We start from the raw sequence: 16,381 nt of genomic DNA, 5'->3' as shown, positions 1-16,381 counted from the left end.
CTTCTCCAACGCCTCCAGCAACTCAGGGTCCATGACCATCCCGGCGGCGTGGTGGTGGGCGCGGACCGTGGTGGAGTCCACGCTGACCAGGTCGAGGTCGGCCTGCCCGCGGGCAGCGGCCTTGGCGATCATCGCCTGCATCAGCTCCTCGAAGACGCCCGTGGCCGCCCAGGACCGGAAGCGGTCATAGACGGTGGACCACGGCCCGTATTCCTCGGGCAGATCCCGCCATGGGCTGCCGGTGCGAAACCGCCACATCACACCGTTGAACTGCTGTCGCAGGTCCGGGATCGGGCCGCGTTCCCCCAGGGGCAGGTGAGGATCGATCAAGGACCATTCGTCATCGGTGAGGTCTCCACGCGCCATAGCGATGGCCTACCAGGACGGCAGAGCACCGCGCAGACGAATCCCTCTGATCTCAACTCCGTACAGGCTCTAGGAGCATCTTGGAAGGCCTTCGTCGGTCGGTCCATGTGGGCGATTGTGTCCAGCGGTTCCTGGCGGAGCGGTGACAGCGCTGACAGCAACGTCCCCGCACACGGACTCACTTCGGCTACGTCCACACCTCCGTGGACGTAATCTCCAGCGCTGGCCAGGGCGGTCAGAAGGTGCCAGGGGCGGACGGGTGGCCGAGCATCGAGGGGAAGATCAAGTCGCCGGGTCAGGCGCCATGGAGTGCCACATCGTGGGCCGATCACCAGACCGTAACGCGGAGTTGATCTTTACGTTGCGGCAGACGCTAAGCTGCCCCGGCCCTCTGTAAACCGCCTGGAAAGTCGTCCGATGCGCGCAGTGTGGTTTTTCTGGTCGGTGGCGGTCACGTTGTCGCTGTGGGAGCTGTTCGCCGATCCCCTGTTCGCCGAGCGGCAGACGGTCGTCTGCATGAGTGGTGTGCCGCTGGAGATGTCTCCGCCCCACCCCGCAGTCGTGGCGGCAGAAGTAATCGGCGCGCTGCTCAGTGTGCTCCAGCCCATCCTGTTGGCGCTGGCCGCCCTCTGGGCGCTCCGGTCGCGCGCACGGGCCGACGCCGCCCTGCCGAGACGGACGGCACCCTTGCGCCCCGCCGCGCTAGGGCTGACGTTCGCCCTGCTGCCCGTCGCGCTGATCGAGGCCGGGGAGCGGCTGTCTCCCGAGCCGCCCCTGTGGTGGCGAGAATGCCTTGAGGCGCAGCTGACGCCGCCGCCCTTGTCGGTGCCGCGCATGATCCTGGCCTGGTTGCTCTCTCCTGCCGCCATGGTCCTGCTGGCCGGGATCGCCAGCGTGGGTGTTCGGCCGCGCTTGACCGACCTGCGCGACACGGGGATCGCGGCGACGGCCGTCGTGCTGGCCGTCCTGCTGCCCGGTGCGCTGATCGGCCTGCCCGCCAACGCGGACGGTACCCCGCGTTATGCCTTGATCAGGGAGTTCTTCCCGTACGTGCTCGATCTGGAGTCCGGGGAACTGGTGGACCAGTTGCCCGAGGCGACACGTGCCTACGGCGACTACGCCCATATCGCCGCCGACACCAAGCCGGGCCACTACGTGGCCGCGATCAGCAACCGGTCAGGCCGTCATTTTCGCCTCTATCGGCTGACCATGGGCGCGGACGGCCGCGTCACGGTAGGCGAGCGGCTCACCCCCGCGATCAGGGGCACGGCCATCGGCCTGGCCTTGTCGTCCGAGGGTCGCATCGCCTACGGGCGGTCCACCGACGAAGGGAGGTTCGTGGGCACCCTGGAGCGTGAGTGGCCCGTCAGCGGCTACGGCCTCCAGTGGCTGGACACCCGAAAGCTCGCGCTCCCCGAGCACAGTACTCCGGGGAACACCCTGGCCACCCTCGACGTGGAGACGGGTGAGGTCCAGAACGTCGCCGCTCCCGCGGAGCACGAGTTCTCCCGGCCGCTCCTGGCCCTACCCGGCGGGCGGCAGGTTCGCGCGCTCGGCTGGCCGACCCGCACGCTCGTCCTGCACGAGGGGACGCGGATGGTCAGGAGGCTCCTCGACCTGGACTGCGGCCACATCGAGTCCCTGAAGCCCGCCCCGACCGGCCGCCACCTGCTGGTCGGCGTCGATCGCGAGGCCGAGGAGATGGACAGGTCACCGCTGGCAGGACTGCCGCCGTGCGGGGGCGCCGCCTCCCAGTTGCTGCGCATCGACGTCGAATCGGGCGCCAGCCGGATCGTTCCCGGAGAGCAGGCGCCCTACGTCGAGGCCTGGTGACCCTCACGCCGAGAGTAGATCGAGGAGCACGCCCTATCCGCGGCTGGGGTCCAGAATCGCCGGGAAGGCGGCGACAGGGGTCTTCGAGTTCGGGTTGGCCGCGATGCCGAACGAGCTGGAAACCCGGGTAGATCTTTACGCGCCATGAGTGCCAAGATCTTGTGCATGAGGAGCTCACTGGTATTCGCGGCATTGGCCTGTGCCCTGCTGGCGCCAACCGCCGCGAAGGCGGAGAGCGTGGATCCGGTGGCGGCAGTGAAGCGGCTGATGGCCGGCCAGTTCACCGCCAAGGTGACCGAGGTGGGCAACATCAGCCCCGGTTCGCTCTCGCGGGTGGTCAACAACACCGCCAAATGGTTCCAGTACGACATCAAGCGCGCGGGCTCGATCCAGCTCGGGCGCAAGGGAGTCGTCGCCTCCGACCTCACCAGGCGTGTGGTCTTCACGCGAGACGACTCCATCGTCATCCTGAAAGACCTGGTCAGCAAGGGTGATCCCGTTGGCCGGAGCCTCCATCTCCAAAGGCGGACACACCGTTCCGTGGCGGCGAACGGCAAGCTCTACACCACCGGACCTCTCTACACGAAGGGGCATGGCTGGGCGCTGCGCGGCCCGGTGCACAGCGGAGGAGCCTTCAGCGACCAGATCATCAACGTCTTCGAACCGAAGACGCTGCAGCGGCTGCTGTCCGACACCGACAGCAAGAAGCGGTGGGTGGGCCGGCTGGGCGGTGCCCCCGGGCACAGGCACGTCATGGTCTATGGCGGGACGCTCACCTTCGCCGACCTCTACGCCGCGTCGCCCACCTTCCGGGCGACCATCGGATCAGAACTCGATGCCGTCCTCGCCAAAGCCACGGTGACGTGGTGGCTGACGACCGGCATGGACGGCAGGCCGCTGAGGATCAGCTCTATGTGGGACACCTGGATCGCCGGCCGGCCCATCCAGCCGAAGCGGGTCGAAGGATCGGCGACGACCGAGTTCCTCTCCTGGCATTCCGGCGTCACTGTCAAGGCACCGCGGAAATTCGTCAAAGTCGATGGCCCGGCAGGCGGCCTCCCCGAGTTCGACGACCCGATGGAGGTCATCCGGGAGAGGGAGAAGCGTGAATGACCGTTGACCTGGGTGAGGGCTTGAGGCGCTCCGCCCTTTTGGGGTGGATGATCGTGGTTCTTGAAGGCGTATGCCTCCTGCCGAAGGTCGTACCGTGTCAGCGGGTGGTCGGAAATGTCGCCCTGCGCCGGCTGCGGGACCTGCGATGCCATGGGCAGGTGGGATGCGAGATGGCAGGCGTATGGAGACGGCAAGGCCGGGCGGGCTCGTGGCGATCCATTGGGAGCCGGCGCAACCGGCCTCCTGGGCGCCTTGCCCGCCGCTCGCTTGATCCACGAAGGGCGCGGCCCGCTACTGATCGAGCGCCTTGGGTCCGCTCCGTGTGAGGCGTCCGCCGCCGAGGGGGGAAAGCGTGTGACCGGGACCCGCGTCCTCTCGTTCGCGGCTTGGCGAGGAGGGCACTATGTCGGCCTGGCGGAGGTCCTCACTTCCCTTGGCGCCTTGATCGAGGGCCATCGCTGGCAATTGATCATCGACTGGCTCGTCTCTCCGAAGACTGATGAGATCACCGAGGCCACGGCGAACTCGCTGGTGACCACGAGTCATCTCATCGACCTGTTCGGCGGGGACTGCCAGCTCATCGATGGAGAGCTCGTGGGTTACGCCGACAGTTCGTCGGTGCCGGAGGTGAGGATCCGAGCCTTCGACAGCGGCTACTGGCACGTGCGGGCAGACAGCCCTGAGCTGTTGGAGAAGATCACCGTGCTCTATCCCGACGCGCACGAGCTTCCCGGGTTGTGAGTCCGCGAGATTTACCACGAAGATCTCCCCGGAGCATCCTCCGCCCGCGGGTGTTCGAGGAACCTCCGGGCCTCGTCGACGCCCCATGCCACGTGCTGACGCTTCTTCTCGGTCTTGCTCGGGCCGGGCAGGACGGACAACACGATGCCGCTTCGCTGCTTCAGGCATGATGCGGGCGGGACCCGTCCGGGTACTCGGTGAGGATGCCGATCTCGCGGAGCGCAGGACCCGGCAGCGCCGGACCGGAAAGAGGCCGTGGAGGGTGCAGGCACACGACCCCTCACGGCCATACTCGCGTTTTCCCAGGTCAACGCCGTAATTCGGGTTCCTGTGTGGCTATCGGCCGCGGAGCTCGCGGAGCTCGCGGAGCTCGGGAAGCCGGAGGACAGGCTTTCATCCGCCGAACCCTCCACCTCGACGACGAGCCTGAGATGCACGAGACCCCCGGCGGCCGCTCAACGAGGCACGGGGAGCGACCCGCCGACCGGCACGGCTCTCGACCGACGGCGGCGCCACCACGGCGCCGATCCCGGCCGTCCCTGCCGGGATCGACTCTCAAGAAGCCGATTCCTCATGTCGAGTGGGCCGCCACCGTGACGCCGGACGCCGGGGTACCGCTCATCGACGTCCAGGAATTACCAGGTCCCCCCAGGTCACCCCCCGGCACTACAACTACGGCCACCCGCAGGTGGGCTCCCACGCCGCCTGCCGGATGTCTCCCTGCTCGGCGTGCCTGACCGATCGGGAGCACTCGGGGCTACCCGACCAGGCGACCCGCGTGAACCTGCTTAGAAGTCGACCTGGGTGGCGAACCAGGTCTGCGCGGCCTCGGCCTTGCATTCAACGCTGGAGACCGGGGCGGTCTGCTGGGGAGTGATGGAACCGATCTTGAGGCACTTCTTGGTCTGGAAGTTCTGGATCCTGAACTGCTTGCCGGCCTCCTTGAACGACCACCTCTGGGAGGACTTACCGGCGACACACGGGGCGATGAAGACGCTCCCGCCACTGCTGGTCTCCAGGCAGCGGGTCGTGCCCTGGCTGCGCCCCCGGCTGACGAGCTTGCCGCCGTTGATGTGATTCCACTGCTGAACCGTCTGCTGGTTGCCGCCGATGGTGGTGAAGACGTTGCCCCTGTTGTTGGAGTTGACGACACCGGCCGTCAGGCTCTGGTTGGCGTTGGTGATCCTGATCGTGCCGACGGGCGCGTCTAGGACCGTGGTCTGTGCGGCGGTCGGCCGCAGCGCGGTGGTTCCTGTGGCGGAGCTGGCGACCGCCGTGCCGGCGGAGCCCGCCACCGCGGTGGTGGCCAGTACCACGGTCGCCGCGGCCAGTACCGCGCGACCCGTCAGGCGCTGCCACGAGTGGCGGTCGGCGCCGGATCGCTCGGAAGTGCTCATCGGTGTTCTCCCTGGTGGAATCGGTCGCGGCAGGCGCGGGCCCGGTGGGCCTCGCCGGCCGTCGACGTTGTGCGTCCCAGCATGGGACGCCCCGTCAACCGTTTTCCAGGTCGATGATCGTCCAGTTTCCGTTCACCGCGCAGATCATGCCTGAGGGCCGGTCGGCTCGCCCGTGCCGTACAGCTCGCGATGCCACAGGTCTTCACACACCCGCTCGATGCCCGCGACCAGGTGGCGACGGTAGGTGGTGAGCGGCAGTCCGAGCCGTTCGGCGGCGATCTCCTGGGTGGGCGCGCCGTGGAGAAACGTCAGAGACAGGACCTGGTGGAACTTGGTCGCGCGGGGGTCGTCCCGTAGGGTCTCGACCGCCTGTTCCAGCACCTCTCGCAGTGCTGCGGCCGGATCCGAGGTGGCATGCCGGGTGACGAGCCTGCTGCGGATGAGCGGGTTGTCGGCCAGCACGCCCGGCCGGGTCAGGTGGCGCAGCGCCTTGCGTATCGCGTCGGTGAACTCCGGTTGCGACAGCACCGTGAGCTCGGCCGCCTGGATGGTCTGGTGTTCCGGCGGCCCGGACAGCAACAGCCGGTTCAGCCGATCCAGCCACGCATCCGCCGGAACCGCTCGCCAGTCGTGGGCGAACAGGCCGTAGGGCTCCTCGCCGAGCCGCGGACGTTCGGCGATCTCGTGCATGTCGTAGTGCTGCAGGTAGTCGAGATAAGAGTCCGGATCTCGCATGGCCATGTACGACCATGCCATGCGGTCCGCACGCAGGGAGTAACCAATGGCCCGCCACTGGATGAGGTCCATCACCGGCGACATGCCGCGGTAGGGCGGCAGAACCCACGTCCGGCCGACGGCGAGGTGCTCGCCGATGCGCAGCGGGGCCGTGGCGCGGCAGTGCGCCCAGGCCGCCGCGGTGATCGGGTCGGCGGTGATCTCCTCCTCGTCGGGTCTCTCCAGCCGCAACCAGGCGCAGAACGCCACCGGCTCGCCGGTCTCCGTCCACCGGTACACGCGGAAGGCCTCCGGCTGCCTGGCCATCCAGAAGGCGGCGCCGGCCATCGACTGCGCGTTCTCCGCGACGGCCGCGAGATGTTCCAGCGCACCGGCGTCCGCGGGCCGGAAGAGATCCTCCTGGACCTCGCCCTCCCCACGCCAGCTGTGGAAGTCGGCCGTCGATCCGCTGTCGCGATTCAGGAAGAACAGCGACCCGACGGCCGTGAGCACGTCCGGGTCGGGGGCGGAGCGTACCTGCGTGGCGAGATGGGTGTGGATGAGCCGGTGCATCGCTCTGTACCCCTGCGGATCCCGCCAGCGCAGGTCCGCCTCCAACGCCTCGCGGACCACATCGTGCGGGAACAGCCCGAGGCTGCTCGACTCGACGAACGGCAGCCGCCGAAGCCAGGCGAACAACGGCCCGGCGTCGTCCGGCAGGGCCGCGCGCAGCAGCTCCTCGGTCGTCATGTAAGCGTGAGCACAGATCTCCAGCGCGTGCCGGTGAACCGGTGACGGGACCTCGCCGACCAGCTGGTCCAGCAGCGTCGCCATGACGTTCTGGCTCGGGGCCCACTTCATGCTCGCCTTGTGGTCCTTGACCGCCACCGCCGCGCCGAGCGACAGTGCCAGCGGGTGTCCGCCTGCGAAGGCGAGCAGCGGCTCGTGTAACTCGGATGCCACGCCGCGGGCGTCCATCAGCGCTTTGGCGTCCCGGAGCGGAAGATCACGCAGCGAGATCACCGTCAGTGCCTTCGCCCAGCCGGAGTCGATCTCCCACTGCGTGTCGGGCGGGTTCCGACCGGCCACGACGACGAGCGCCTCGGCCGGCACCCGGGGCAGGAACCGCTCCCGCAGCCAGCCCTCCAGCCCCTGACACCGCTCGAAGGTGTCGATCAGGAGAACCGCCCGCTCATCGTGGAGCACCGGAGCGGCCTCGGCTTCGAACGCCGCCGGCGAGGGGTCGAGCGTACGTCCGTCAACATCCACCACGAGCCGCCCGGCCGCCGCCGCCTCCTGCGCGAAGCGCCGCAGCAGGGTGGACTTTCCGATGCCGCCCGGACCGTGGACGTAGAGCACGCTGGGACCGCCGTCGTACAGGGCCGAGCGGAAGGTCGCCAGCTCCTCCTCCCGCCCGACGAAAGCCCGCCTGCGTGCGTCCTGCAGCTGCGGTCCCAGCAGCGCGAACTTCTCATCAGCCCCCAAAGACATGGGGACAACTCTAGCTTTCGGTGGACCCCATACTTTGAATAACATATGCGTAATTTCCCGCTCGCGCGTGGCGCGCTTTTCGGCCGCAGCCGGTTCGATCCGGCTCGTCGGCTGCCAGGTGGACCTCTTCGGTGAGCTCCGGCGCGAGCGACGCCGGCTCGTCGGGCTTCTCGGCCGTGGTGACCAGACGGAGCCTGAAGAGGGCCGCTGCCGCGTTCATCTCGTGCCGCGACGAGCGCGGCGCTCTGCGGATCTTTCCGTTCCCGGTGCCGGCACAGGACGGTGTCAGGGCGGATCGGCGCCGATGTGAACGTTCGGGCCCGCGCTCCGGTCGGCGCTCACCGGGTAGGCCACCGGGATCCGGCGGCCGCCCTGGGTGATGGTCGCGGTGATCTTCGCCGAGGAGCCCGGCGCGAGTTCCGTCGGCGCCGTGACGGTCAGACCGTCGACGTGCGGGCGGATCCGGGCGGTGATGTACGGCGCGGGTGCGGGTGTGGGTGCCCCACAGGGAGGTGTGGGCGCCGATACCGCTCGCGGGCAGGCCGGGGCTGTCGAGGCGGGCGAGCGGTACCGGCTGCTCCTCGCCCGGCACGCGCACACCGCCCTCGAAGAGGACGTCGAGGATGCGGCCGGCCCGGCGGGGAAAGCGATCGGGCGATTCGGAGAAGTACCGGTGACCGCTGACCGAGACCGAGAGGCGCCCCATGACGGAGACGAAGACTTGACCGCTGATACAGGCGTGGACGGGGAACTGACAGACGCGCAGCTCATCGCACAGGCACGCCGGAATCCAGACCTGTTTTCCGTCGTCTACAACCGGCACTTCCGGGACATCTACCGGTACGTCGCCGGACGGCTGGACGTTCAGGTCGCCGATGACCTCGCCGCTGAGACCTTCCTCATCGCATTCCGCAGGAGAGACAGGTTCGATCCCGAACGCGGCGGCTTGCGGCCGTGGCTGTTCGGGATCGCCACCAACCTCGTGGCGCGGCATCGCAAGCAGGAGGTCCGGCACTATCGGGCTCTGGCTCGCGCGGGGGTCGAGCCGGACGCCGACAGCCACGAGAGCCAGGTCGTCACCTCGGCCTCCGCTCAACGATTGCAGCCCCAGCTCGCGAAGGCACTCACGAGATTGACCCGGGGCGAGCGAGACGTCCTGCTGCTGATGGCGCTCAGCCGGCTCAGCCACGAAGAGATCGCGCAGCCCCTGGGGATCTCGTACGGCACCGTCGGTTCCCGGCTCAGCCGGGCCCGCAAGAAGATCCGCGCCCTACTGGAGGGACTCGAACGATGAACGAGATGAACGACCTGCAGATGATCAGTACGATGCTGGCCAAGCCGGATCCGTCCGACGAGGCCGTCCGCGAGGGGCGCCGCCGGCTCCAGAGTGCCCAGCGGCGGCCAGGGCGCGGGAACGTCACCTGGCTGACCGGCGTGATGGGTCTCACCACCGTCGCCGGCGCGGCTGTGGCGGTGGCGATCGCCGTGACCGGCTCGCCGGCACCGATCAGCACGCCCGACAGCCCGCCGGTGGTGGCGGTCGAGATGTCCGGGCAGCAGATCCTGCTCGCGGCCGCGTCGACCGCCGAGACCAAGTCGGCTTCCGGCACCTACTGGCATACCAAGACCGACTTCACCGCATCGAGCGTCGGCCGGGCGTTTCCGAAGACCTCGTCGGAAAGCTGGGTCCGGCCCGACGGGCGGACCTGGCTCGCATCGCGCTCAGGGAACACCGTTTTCAAGGCGGACCCGACGGTTTTCGTGATCGCCGACGAAGAGGTGAGCTTCGCCCAACTTCAGAAGCTCCCGGCCGACCCGGCCGCGCTGAAGGCGTGGATCGCTGACAAGCTGACCAACACCAGCGGTGACCTGGTCATCCGGTCGCTGAGCATGCCACCGCGCAATCCCTGATCGGCCTGTTGTCCGACTCGGTCCAGCCTGAGGTCCGAGCCGCGGCCTTCCGCGCTCTGGCCGCGATGCCGACCATCAAGAGCGTCGGCACCGTGGAAGACGTTCTGGGCCGTTCCGGTGAGGGCCTGCGGATGTCCAGCCCCGGCCTCGACCTGTCGGTCATCATCGACCCGGTGACCTCGCAGGTCCTCGCCTCCAGCTACCGCAGCAGCAACGAGGACAAGACTGCGTACAAGGAAGGGACGCGCACGGTCCGCGTGGCCGAGTGGACCGACGAGCTGCCCGAAGTGGTCTCGCGACCGGAGCCCGGTCCCGCCCAGGGCTGAACCGGCACCGGTCCGGGATGAGCGCGATGTGGCCGCACTGCAGGGCGGCCGCATCGAGGAGGAGAGTTCACGGCTGGGTGGTGAGTCCCTCCAACATCGAACGGACCGGCGTGGCCGTGCGCCGGAGGAGATTTTCGAGCTCCGGTCCGGTGGTGGAGAACTCCCCGCGGCGTGCGGCGTGGAACATGCCGAGCAGCATGTTCGCCTGATCCGCGGGTACGCCGTGGCCGATCATCGTGGCCGTCCACGCCGTGTCGTCGGCGACGACTCGGCGGATGGTGCGTCCGGTGAGTTCGGTGACGATGCCGGCGATGTCTTCGAGGTCGAGCGCGTCCGGTGCGGTCAGCGGCGGGGTCGGACCATCGAACCTGCCCTCGTCGGCGAGGATGATCGCTGCCGCTTCGGCGAGGTCGGCGTGCGTGGTCCAGGTCACGGGCCCGTCGGCCGGTGCGACGAGTTCGCCGGTTTCCAGCGCCCGGCCGAGTAGGTGCCGGACGGTGTCGGCGTAGAACCCGTTCCGCAGCGCCGTGAACGGTGTGCCCGTCTTCGACAGGTAGCGCTCGGTGGCGGCATGGTCGGGCATCGGCGCGAAAACCGAATCCTCGGCGGCACCCTGGTGGCTGGTGTAGAGGATGCGCTTGGCGCCGGCGTCGCGAGCGGCGTCGATCGCCGCGGTGTGCTGGGCGACCGCTACCTCGCCTGCCCGGTCGGTCGAGACGATGAGCACCTGCGTCGCGCCCTCGAACGCGTCGGCGAGGGAGCCGGGGTCGGTGAAGTCGCCGCGTCGCACGCGTACCCCGCGTGCGGCCAGGTCGCCGGCGCGGTCGGGGTCGCGGACGCTCACGCCGACCCGGTCCGCCGAGACCCGATCGAGCAGCCGGTCAACGATCTGGGAGCCGAGCCGGCCGGTACCGCCGGTAATGATGATCATGATCTGTCCCCTCCTGATAACGTTGGAATGATGAATCTGCTATCAACGTTAGCAACAAGGATAGTGGGAATGCGCTACCGTTGGAAATGTGGCAGAGGTTAAACCGGATGGCGCCGGCAGGCACAGGACGCGAGCGAACATCGTGGAGTGCGCGGCGCGGCTCCTGCGCGAGCACGGCGCGGGCGCGGTCACCACCCGCGCGGTCGCGCAGGCGGCCGGCATGCAGGCGCCGACCATCTACCGGTTCTTCGAGGACAAGGACGCGCTGCTCGACGCCGTCGCCGAACACGTCTTCGCCACCTACGTCGCCGGGAAGACCCTCGCCAAGGACAGCGGCGACCCGGTCGCGGACCTGCGGGCGGGGTGGGACACGCATATCGGCTTCGGCCTCGCCAACGCGGCGCTGTTCGGTCTTCTCGTCGACCCCGGCCGCGGGCCTGGTTCACCGGCGGCGGCCGCCGGCCTGGAGGTTCTGCGCGCCCGGGTGCACCGCGTCGCGGCGATCGGCCGGCTTCGGGTCCCGGAAAGGCGCGCCGTCGAGCTCATCCACGCCGCCGGCACCGGCGCCGTGCTCACCTTGCTCGCCACCCCGCCCGAGCACCGGGACCTCGACCTCGCCGACGCGATGTACGAGGCGGTGACGCGATCGATCCTCACCGACGTGCCGACGCTTCCCGCGGGCAGCGCGGCCGCGGCCGCTGTCGCGTTCCGGGCCGTCGCACCGGAGCTGACGATGCTCACCGAGACCGAGCGCGCCCTGCTGTCGGAGTGGCTGGATCGAGTCGGCGACGGCTCGACCACCCCTGGTGCCGCGGCCGGACCCGGCTGAGACCGCGATCAGGCGCTGTCCGGCCCGGAACGCCTCACCCTCCGGCTCACCGGGAAACGTGGTCGGTCGTCGTGAGGGTCATACGGGCCACCTCGCGTCGCTTCGACGGCGGACAGGCCAGGGGGCGGAGTGATATTCGCCGGGTGCCGGTGCCGACGCGGCGATCGGGTCACCGCGAACCTCCCACGATCGCCTTGGAGGCGAGCCGCTCGTGGGCGAAGCACAACCGGTAGGCGTCGGCCGAGGCCGTTCTCGTGTTGTAGTACACGCAGTCCTCACCCGCGGGCGTGGGCGGGGCGTTGTCCGGCGGGCCGTCCGGGAGCGGGGCGGAGGCGCCCGCGCGGCGGGCGAGGACGGTGTGGACGAGGCGGGAGGCGACCACGGCGGCGGAGGCCAAGCGCACCGGTGCCGGCCCAGATGTACAGCGCGAGCCAGACGTAGGTGATCTGGTCCAGCGTGCCCACCCGGCGCAGCATGAAGCCGATCAGATCGGCGAGGCCGGCGAAGAGCGCGATCGGCAGCGCGTAGGGGGCCAGCCGTACGATCGGGCGCCACACGGGGCGGTCCGCACGGCGGCGGGCCCAGCCGCGGGCACGGCAGACCCCAGGAAGCCGAGCCCGAGGTTGAGCAGCGTCAGGCCGCCCAGCCAGAGGTCCGCGGTCATGGTGAAGGGTACGGCGCCCGCGTCGGGGCGGCCCTCGATGATGTCGATCAGGCCGTCGGTGATGACGACCGCGTCGTCACCGGAGATCATCCCGGTGTTGGTGACGAGGGCGATGCCGTATCCGCCTGCGGGCAAAAGGGTCTAGTTGTGGGTGAGCAGCCAGCCGGTGTGCTGGAGCCGGGGCGCTCCCCCGGCGGTCTTCTCGGTCTTCCATCCCATGCCGTAATCGCTGCCGCCCACGCCGGACGCGGTCTGGGCAATCTTGACGGTCTCCTCGGGGAGGACATGGCCGGCGCCGTTCTGCGTGATCAGCCACTTGCCATGTCGTCGGCGGTACTGACGACACCGTAGGCGCCATTGACGAACCACTTCGGATGGGAACGCTTGATGACCTGACCGTAGGCGCGGATGTGACCCTCGCCCGCGCCGGGGAGGTCCAGGGTGGTGTTCACTGTCCTGGTGGACGTCATGCCGAGCGGACCGAACACGGTGGCGGTCATATGGTCGGCGAACGGCACCCCGGCCACCACCTCGACCAACCGCGCCGCGAGAGCGTAGTTGGGGTTGTGGTAGATCATTTTGGTGCCCGGGTCGGTGGCGAGCGGGGCGGTCCGCAGCATCGCGACGGCGTCCTTGAGGGTGTCCGGCGCGGGCAGCGTCAGTTCGGGAAAGGTCTGGTCGCTCATCCCCGAGGTCTGCTGGAGCAACTCCCGCACAGTGATCTTCCCGGCGCGGGGCTCGGCCATGTCGGGGCTATGGCAGTCGTACCGGTGCGGTACTGCCCCGGACGATGAGCTCGGTGCCCAGTTCCACCCGGGTCTGGGCCGGCTGCTCGCCTTCGGCCAGGGCCAGCAGCATGGTCGCGGCCGCCTGGCCCATCTCGGTGAGCGGCTGCCGGATCGTGGTGAGCGGCGGGATGGCCCAGCGCATCGCGGGCATGTCGTCGAAGCCGATCACGCTGAGGTCGTCCGGTATGCGCAGTTTCAGTTCCTCGGCGGCCCAGTAGGCGCCGAGGGCCTGGCCGTCGTTGCAGGCGAAGATCGCGGTCGGCGGATCGGGCAGGCGCATCAGGTCCTTGGTCTGCTTCAGCCCGGTGCGGATGCGGAAATCGCCCGTGCGGACGAGTTCGGGGTCGACGGGCACATCGGCCATCTCCAGCGCGGCGCGGTAGCCGTCCACGCGGGCCCTGCTGGAGATGGCGTCCGGCGGGCCGGCCGGGTGGCCACGAGGCCGCCGCTCCAGTTGGCCGCGCCGACCGACGGGATACCGGGACCGGGCATGCCGATCGGATCGAGCATGACGACGGGCACGTGGCGGGCCGCGAGCTGTCCGCGCTGTGACTCGGTCAGCCCGGAGAACACGGTGATGACTCCGGTCGGACGGCGACTCAGCACGTCCTCCAGCCATGTACGTCCGGGGATGTGGTCACCCTGGCAGTCGGAGACCACGACACCGACGTGGTTGCGTCGCGCCACCTCCTGGACGCCCTTGATGACCTCGATCGGGTAGTCGCCCGCGAGCTCGTGGAAGACCAGCTCCAGCAGCCGGGACGGGCGGACGCGCTGACGCTGGCGGCGGTAGCCGTGCTCGCGGATGATGCCCTCGACCAGGGCGCGAGTGTCGGGCGCGACCTCGGTGCGGCCGTTGATCACCTTGCTGACCGTGGCCGTCGAGACACCCGCCCTCTCGGCCAGCTCGGCCAGAGTCAGAGCCTGTGGCGACACGGGACCGGACAACCGCTCTTCAGGCCAGGTCATGGCCGGATTGTACCGACACGGTTCCAACGGGGATCGCCGGTCTTCGTCAGATCACCACGCGAGCCACACGACGCTCGTCCTCTGCCGGTGCGAGGGGTTCGCGCCGTCCATTCACGAGCTGGCCGGTGCGAGGGGCAACGACCCGGTGGCCCGCCGGCAGGCCTTCTTTTTACGTCTTCTCATGTCGACGGCCTCGCCACCGTGGTGGCCCGGCCTCCGGAGCGTGTGGTGCGCGAGGTGTTCGCCCAGTTCACAGAGCGGTTCGGGTGCTCCTTCGCGTGATCTGGAGAGCGTCGTCCGCGGTGAAAACCGGGTGACATTTCGCATCACTTGCCGGAATGCTGAGGGCGGCCGATGAGTTTTGTCGGTGGTGCCCGTCATTCTTTGCATGACCACAACTTCTTGCGAGACCCAGGGCTGGCACACCAGCCACGACCACGTCATGTCCGACGACCTTGATTGAGGTACCGTGTCCAGCCCACTGCTCGACTCACCCGCCAAGCCCGCGACCGCCGTTCCAGGTCGCACCCCGGCCGTGATCCGACTGCTGGTGCTCGCCACATTCGTGGTCATCCTCAACGAGACGATCATGATCAACGCGATCCCACGGCTGATGGTCGCGCTGCACATCACCGAGCAGACCGCACAGTGGCTCTCGACCGCCTTCATGCTGACCATGGCCGCGGTCATCCCGATCACCGGATGGTTCCTGCAGCGGGTGTCCACCCGCAGCGCGTACACCACCGCGATGGGCCTGTTCCTGCTCGGCACGGCGCTGGCCGCCGTCGCGCCGACGTTCGAGGTGCTGCTGGGCGCCCGCATCATCCAGGCGTCCGGGACGGCCGTGATGATGCCGCTGCTGATGACCACGCTGATGCAGGTGGTGCCGGAGACGGACCGGGGCCGGGTGATGGGCACCGTCTCCCTGGCCATCTCGGTCGCGCCCGCCATGGGCCCGACGGTCTCGGGGGTGATCCTCCAATTCGGGTCCTGGCGGCTGCTGTTCGCCGTGGTGCTCCCCATCGCCGCCGTGATCACATGGCGCGGTCTGAAGCAGCTCAAGAACGTCGGAAAGCCCGAGTTCAGCACCATCGACTGGTTGAGCGTGGTGACCGCGGCCGCAGGCTTCGGCGGCCTGGTCTACGGGCTCAGCCAGTTCGAGGGCGGTGACGTCGCCGTCGCCGCCGCGATCGTGGCGGCCGGCCTGGTCGCCATCGCCGTCTTCGTCGTTCGCCAGCTGTCGTTGCAGAAGCGCGGCGTGCCGCTGCTGGACCTGCGCACCCTGCGATACCGCACCTACACGGTCGCGCTGATCCTCATGTCGGTGGCCTTCATGTCGATGCTCGGCTCGATGATCCTGCTACCGCTGTACCTGCAGAACGTCCGCGGGCTCAGCGCCCTGCAGACCGGGCTCCTCGTGATGCCGGGCGGCCTCGCGATGGGGCTGCTCGGTCCGACCGTCGGCCGCCTGTTCGACCGGTTCGGCGGCCGGATCCTGGTCATCCCCGGCGCGATCGGGATCACGCTCGCGCTCACCGGCTTCACCCAGGTCACGATGACCATGCCGTTCTGGCAGCTCCTCGGTCTGCACGCGCTGCTGATGGTGGGTCTGGCCGCCACCTTCACCCCGGTGTTCACCCTCGGGCTCGGAGCGGTTCCACCGCCGCTCTACTCCCACGCCAGCTCGATCCTGAGCACGCTGCAACAGGTCGCCGCGGCCATCGGCACCGCGCTCGTGATCACCGTGATGAGCGCGCGAGCCGATGCCCTGAAATCCACCGGAGTCACGGAGGTGCTCGCCAACCTCGACGGCATGCGGCTGGCCTTCGTCATCGGCGCGGTGCTGTCCGTGGCCGTGGTCGTCACCGCCCTGCTCCTGCCCGCCCGAGCGGACAGCGCCGACGAGATCGAGGGGACCCGGCCGATGAAACCGGTGTGACGACGCCGGCGTTCGCATGATCGCGCGAAGCCCGTCCGCGACGAGCGATTCGCGACCATGACGGTCCCACGGGGGCAGTCGATGAGGAGACATCGCGCGAATGGGGGCACCGATGGCCCCGTGGTCACATGGTGCAGATCATGTGGTCATCGATGTGCTTCGGGCGGCCGGGGCGCTTCCATGGCACCCCGGTCGGGTTCGCCGGCTGCCTGGTGGACGTCCTCGGTGAGCCTCAGCGCGAGCGATGCCGCCGATCGGCCACCCCCACATCAGGAATCCACCCGAACGGGAGCTAGTGGTCGCGCCCGTTAATTCGTCGGGGGTCATCCGGGCAGCGGGTGCGGTGCGTGTCGGTCGTGCTGTTTGATG

General features: G+C 69.0%; 18 protein-coding genes. 8 read left to right on the top strand and 10 right to left on the bottom strand.

Going from position 1 to position 16,381, the window contains the following annotated elements; all coding sequences use genetic code 11:
* Window positions 1–366, bottom strand: a 366-nt coding sequence (locus tag ACSDR0_RS45880; RefSeq protein WP_435295278.1) for an IS5 family transposase, incomplete at its 3' end; no start/stop codon positions are given.
* A 417-nt stretch (window positions 367–783) separates the two neighbouring features.
* On the opposite strand from ACSDR0_RS45880, the gene ACSDR0_RS45875 reads away from it, so the two are divergent.
* The 3 genes from ACSDR0_RS45875 to ACSDR0_RS45865 all read left to right on the top strand — a co-directional run bounded on the left by ACSDR0_RS45875 (window position 784) and on the right by ACSDR0_RS45865 (window position 4,053).
* Window positions 784–2,199 (top strand): hypothetical protein, encoded by a 1,416-nt coding sequence (locus ACSDR0_RS45875; RefSeq protein WP_435295277.1) that lies wholly within the window; start codon window positions 784–786, stop codon window positions 2,197–2,199.
* A 165-nt stretch (window positions 2,200–2,364) separates the two neighbouring features.
* Window positions 2,365–3,312, top strand: a complete 948-nt coding sequence (locus tag ACSDR0_RS45870; protein WP_435295276.1) for a hypothetical protein — start codon at window positions 2,365–2,367, stop codon at window positions 3,310–3,312.
* 354 nt (window positions 3,313–3,666) lie between these two features.
* Window positions 3,667–4,053, top strand: coding sequence for a hypothetical protein (locus ACSDR0_RS45865; protein ID WP_435295275.1), 387 nt, complete (start codon window positions 3,667–3,669; stop codon window positions 4,051–4,053).
* Window positions 4,054–4,841: 788 nt separating this feature from the next.
* Here the strand turns inward: ACSDR0_RS45865 and ACSDR0_RS45860 are convergent.
* The 3 genes from ACSDR0_RS45860 to ACSDR0_RS45850 all read right to left on the bottom strand — a co-directional run bounded on the left by ACSDR0_RS45860 (window position 4,842) and on the right by ACSDR0_RS45850 (window position 8,361).
* A complete protein-coding gene (locus ACSDR0_RS45860) occupies window positions 4,842–5,450 on the bottom strand; it encodes a ricin-type beta-trefoil lectin domain protein (protein WP_435295274.1) in 609 nt (202 codons plus the stop codon).
* A gap of 144 nt (window positions 5,451–5,594) precedes the next feature.
* Entirely contained in the window at window positions 5,595–7,655 is a 2,061-nt protein-coding gene (locus ACSDR0_RS45855) for an ATP-binding protein (RefSeq protein ID WP_435295273.1), read from the bottom strand.
* A gap of 10 nt (window positions 7,656–7,665) precedes the next feature.
* The gene (locus ACSDR0_RS45850; RefSeq protein ID WP_435295272.1) at window positions 7,666–8,361 is read right to left on the bottom strand and encodes a hypothetical protein; all 696 of its coding nucleotides are present in this window, start codon (window positions 8,359–8,361) and stop codon (window positions 7,666–7,668) included.
* Window positions 8,362–8,376: 15 nt separating this feature from the next.
* On the opposite strand from ACSDR0_RS45850, the gene ACSDR0_RS45845 reads away from it, so the two are divergent.
* The 3 genes from ACSDR0_RS45845 to ACSDR0_RS45835 are packed head-to-tail and all read left to right on the top strand — an operon-like array spanning window position 8,377 to window position 9,892.
* Window positions 8,377–8,949, top strand: coding sequence for an RNA polymerase sigma factor (locus tag ACSDR0_RS45845; RefSeq protein ID WP_435295271.1), 573 nt, complete (start codon window positions 8,377–8,379; stop codon window positions 8,947–8,949).
* Window positions 8,950–8,954: 5 nt separating this feature from the next.
* Window positions 8,955–9,566, top strand: coding sequence for a hypothetical protein (locus tag ACSDR0_RS45840; RefSeq protein WP_435295270.1), 612 nt, complete (start codon window positions 8,955–8,957; stop codon window positions 9,564–9,566).
* 8 nt (window positions 9,567–9,574) lie between these two features.
* Window positions 9,575–9,892, top strand: a complete 318-nt coding sequence (locus ACSDR0_RS45835) for a hypothetical protein (RefSeq protein WP_435295269.1) — start codon at window positions 9,575–9,577, stop codon at window positions 9,890–9,892.
* A 67-nt stretch (window positions 9,893–9,959) separates the two neighbouring features.
* Here the strand turns inward: ACSDR0_RS45835 and ACSDR0_RS45830 are convergent, their stop codons facing one another.
* Window positions 9,960–10,823: an NmrA family NAD(P)-binding protein gene (locus ACSDR0_RS45830; RefSeq protein WP_435295268.1), complete on the bottom strand. Its 864-nt coding sequence runs from the start codon at window positions 10,821–10,823 to the stop codon at window positions 9,960–9,962.
* Window positions 10,824–10,911: 88 nt separating this feature from the next.
* On the opposite strand from ACSDR0_RS45830, the gene ACSDR0_RS45825 reads away from it, so the two are divergent.
* Window positions 10,912–11,652, top strand: coding sequence for a TetR/AcrR family transcriptional regulator (locus tag ACSDR0_RS45825; protein ID WP_435295267.1), 741 nt, complete (start codon window positions 10,912–10,914; stop codon window positions 11,650–11,652).
* A gap of 169 nt (window positions 11,653–11,821) precedes the next feature.
* Here ACSDR0_RS45825 and ACSDR0_RS45820 read toward each other — a convergent pair whose 3' ends face one another.
* From ACSDR0_RS45820 to ACSDR0_RS45800, 5 genes are all read right to left on the bottom strand, one after another.
* On the bottom strand, window positions 11,822–12,055 hold the full coding sequence (locus tag ACSDR0_RS45820; protein ID WP_435295266.1) for a hypothetical protein: 234 nt from the start codon (window positions 12,053–12,055) through the stop codon (window positions 11,822–11,824).
* An 81-nt stretch (window positions 12,056–12,136) separates the two neighbouring features.
* The gene (locus tag ACSDR0_RS45815) at window positions 12,137–12,451 is read right to left on the bottom strand and encodes a hypothetical protein (protein WP_435295265.1); all 315 of its coding nucleotides are present in this window, start codon (window positions 12,449–12,451) and stop codon (window positions 12,137–12,139) included.
* A gap of 173 nt (window positions 12,452–12,624) precedes the next feature.
* Window positions 12,625–13,062 carry a serine hydrolase domain-containing protein gene (locus tag ACSDR0_RS45810; protein WP_435295264.1) on the bottom strand — a complete coding sequence of 146 codons (438 nt, stop codon included), beginning with the start codon at window positions 13,060–13,062 and terminating at the stop codon, window positions 12,625–12,627.
* Between the two features lie 7 nt (window positions 13,063–13,069).
* On the bottom strand, window positions 13,070–13,468 hold the full coding sequence (locus tag ACSDR0_RS45805; RefSeq protein WP_435295263.1) for a substrate-binding domain-containing protein: 399 nt from the start codon (window positions 13,466–13,468) through the stop codon (window positions 13,070–13,072).
* Window positions 13,402–14,073: a LacI family DNA-binding transcriptional regulator gene (locus tag ACSDR0_RS45800; RefSeq protein WP_435295262.1), complete on the bottom strand. Its 672-nt coding sequence runs from the start codon at window positions 14,071–14,073 to the stop codon at window positions 13,402–13,404. The genes ACSDR0_RS45805 and ACSDR0_RS45800 overlap by 67 nt, the downstream gene beginning before the upstream one ends.
* Before the next feature lie 469 nt (window positions 14,074–14,542).
* Between ACSDR0_RS45800 and ACSDR0_RS45795 the strand changes: the two genes are divergently transcribed.
* Window positions 14,543–16,012, top strand: a complete 1,470-nt coding sequence (locus ACSDR0_RS45795; RefSeq protein WP_435295261.1) for an MDR family MFS transporter — start codon at window positions 14,543–14,545, stop codon at window positions 16,010–16,012.
* The last annotated feature ends 369 nt before the right edge of the window (window positions 16,013–16,381 follow it).

Source organism: Streptosporangium sp. G11 (genome assembly GCF_051192615.1).
GTDB lineage: Bacteria > Actinomycetota > Actinomycetes > Streptosporangiales > Streptosporangiaceae > Streptosporangium.
The sequence above is the reverse complement of the archived record's forward strand: the minus strand, read 5'-3'. Positions and strand labels throughout refer to the sequence as shown.

Bases quoted from the DNA above. Each gene is read 5' to 3' on its own strand.
- ACSDR0_RS45840 (WP_435295270.1), top strand. From the start codon at position 8,955: ATGAACGACCTGCAGATGATCAGTACGATGCTGGCCAAGCCGGATCCG.
- ACSDR0_RS45855 (WP_435295273.1), bottom strand. From the start codon at position 7,655: ATGTCTTTGGGGGCTGATGAGAAGTTCGCGCTGCTGGGACCGCAGCTG.
- ACSDR0_RS45870 (WP_435295276.1), top strand. From the start codon at position 2,365: ATGAGGAGCTCACTGGTATTCGCGGCATTGGCCTGTGCCCTGCTGGCG.
- ACSDR0_RS45860 (WP_435295274.1), bottom strand. From the start codon at position 5,450: ATGAGCACTTCCGAGCGATCCGGCGCCGACCGCCACTCGTGGCAGCGC.
- ACSDR0_RS45800 (WP_435295262.1), bottom strand. From the start codon at position 14,073: ATGACCTGGCCTGAAGAGCGGTTGTCCGGTCCCGTGTCGCCACAGGCT.
- ACSDR0_RS45875 (WP_435295277.1), top strand. From the start codon at position 784: ATGCGCGCAGTGTGGTTTTTCTGGTCGGTGGCGGTCACGTTGTCGCTG.
- ACSDR0_RS45830 (WP_435295268.1), bottom strand. From the start codon at position 10,823: ATGATCATCATTACCGGCGGTACCGGCCGGCTCGGCTCCCAGATCGTT.
- ACSDR0_RS45805 (WP_435295263.1), bottom strand. From the start codon at position 13,468: ATGGCCGATGTGCCCGTCGACCCCGAACTCGTCCGCACGGGCGATTTC.
- ACSDR0_RS45810 (WP_435295264.1), bottom strand. From the start codon at position 13,062: ATGGCCGAGCCCCGCGCCGGGAAGATCACTGTGCGGGAGTTGCTCCAG.
- ACSDR0_RS45850 (WP_435295272.1), bottom strand. From the start codon at position 8,361: ATGGGGCGCCTCTCGGTCTCGGTCAGCGGTCACCGGTACTTCTCCGAA.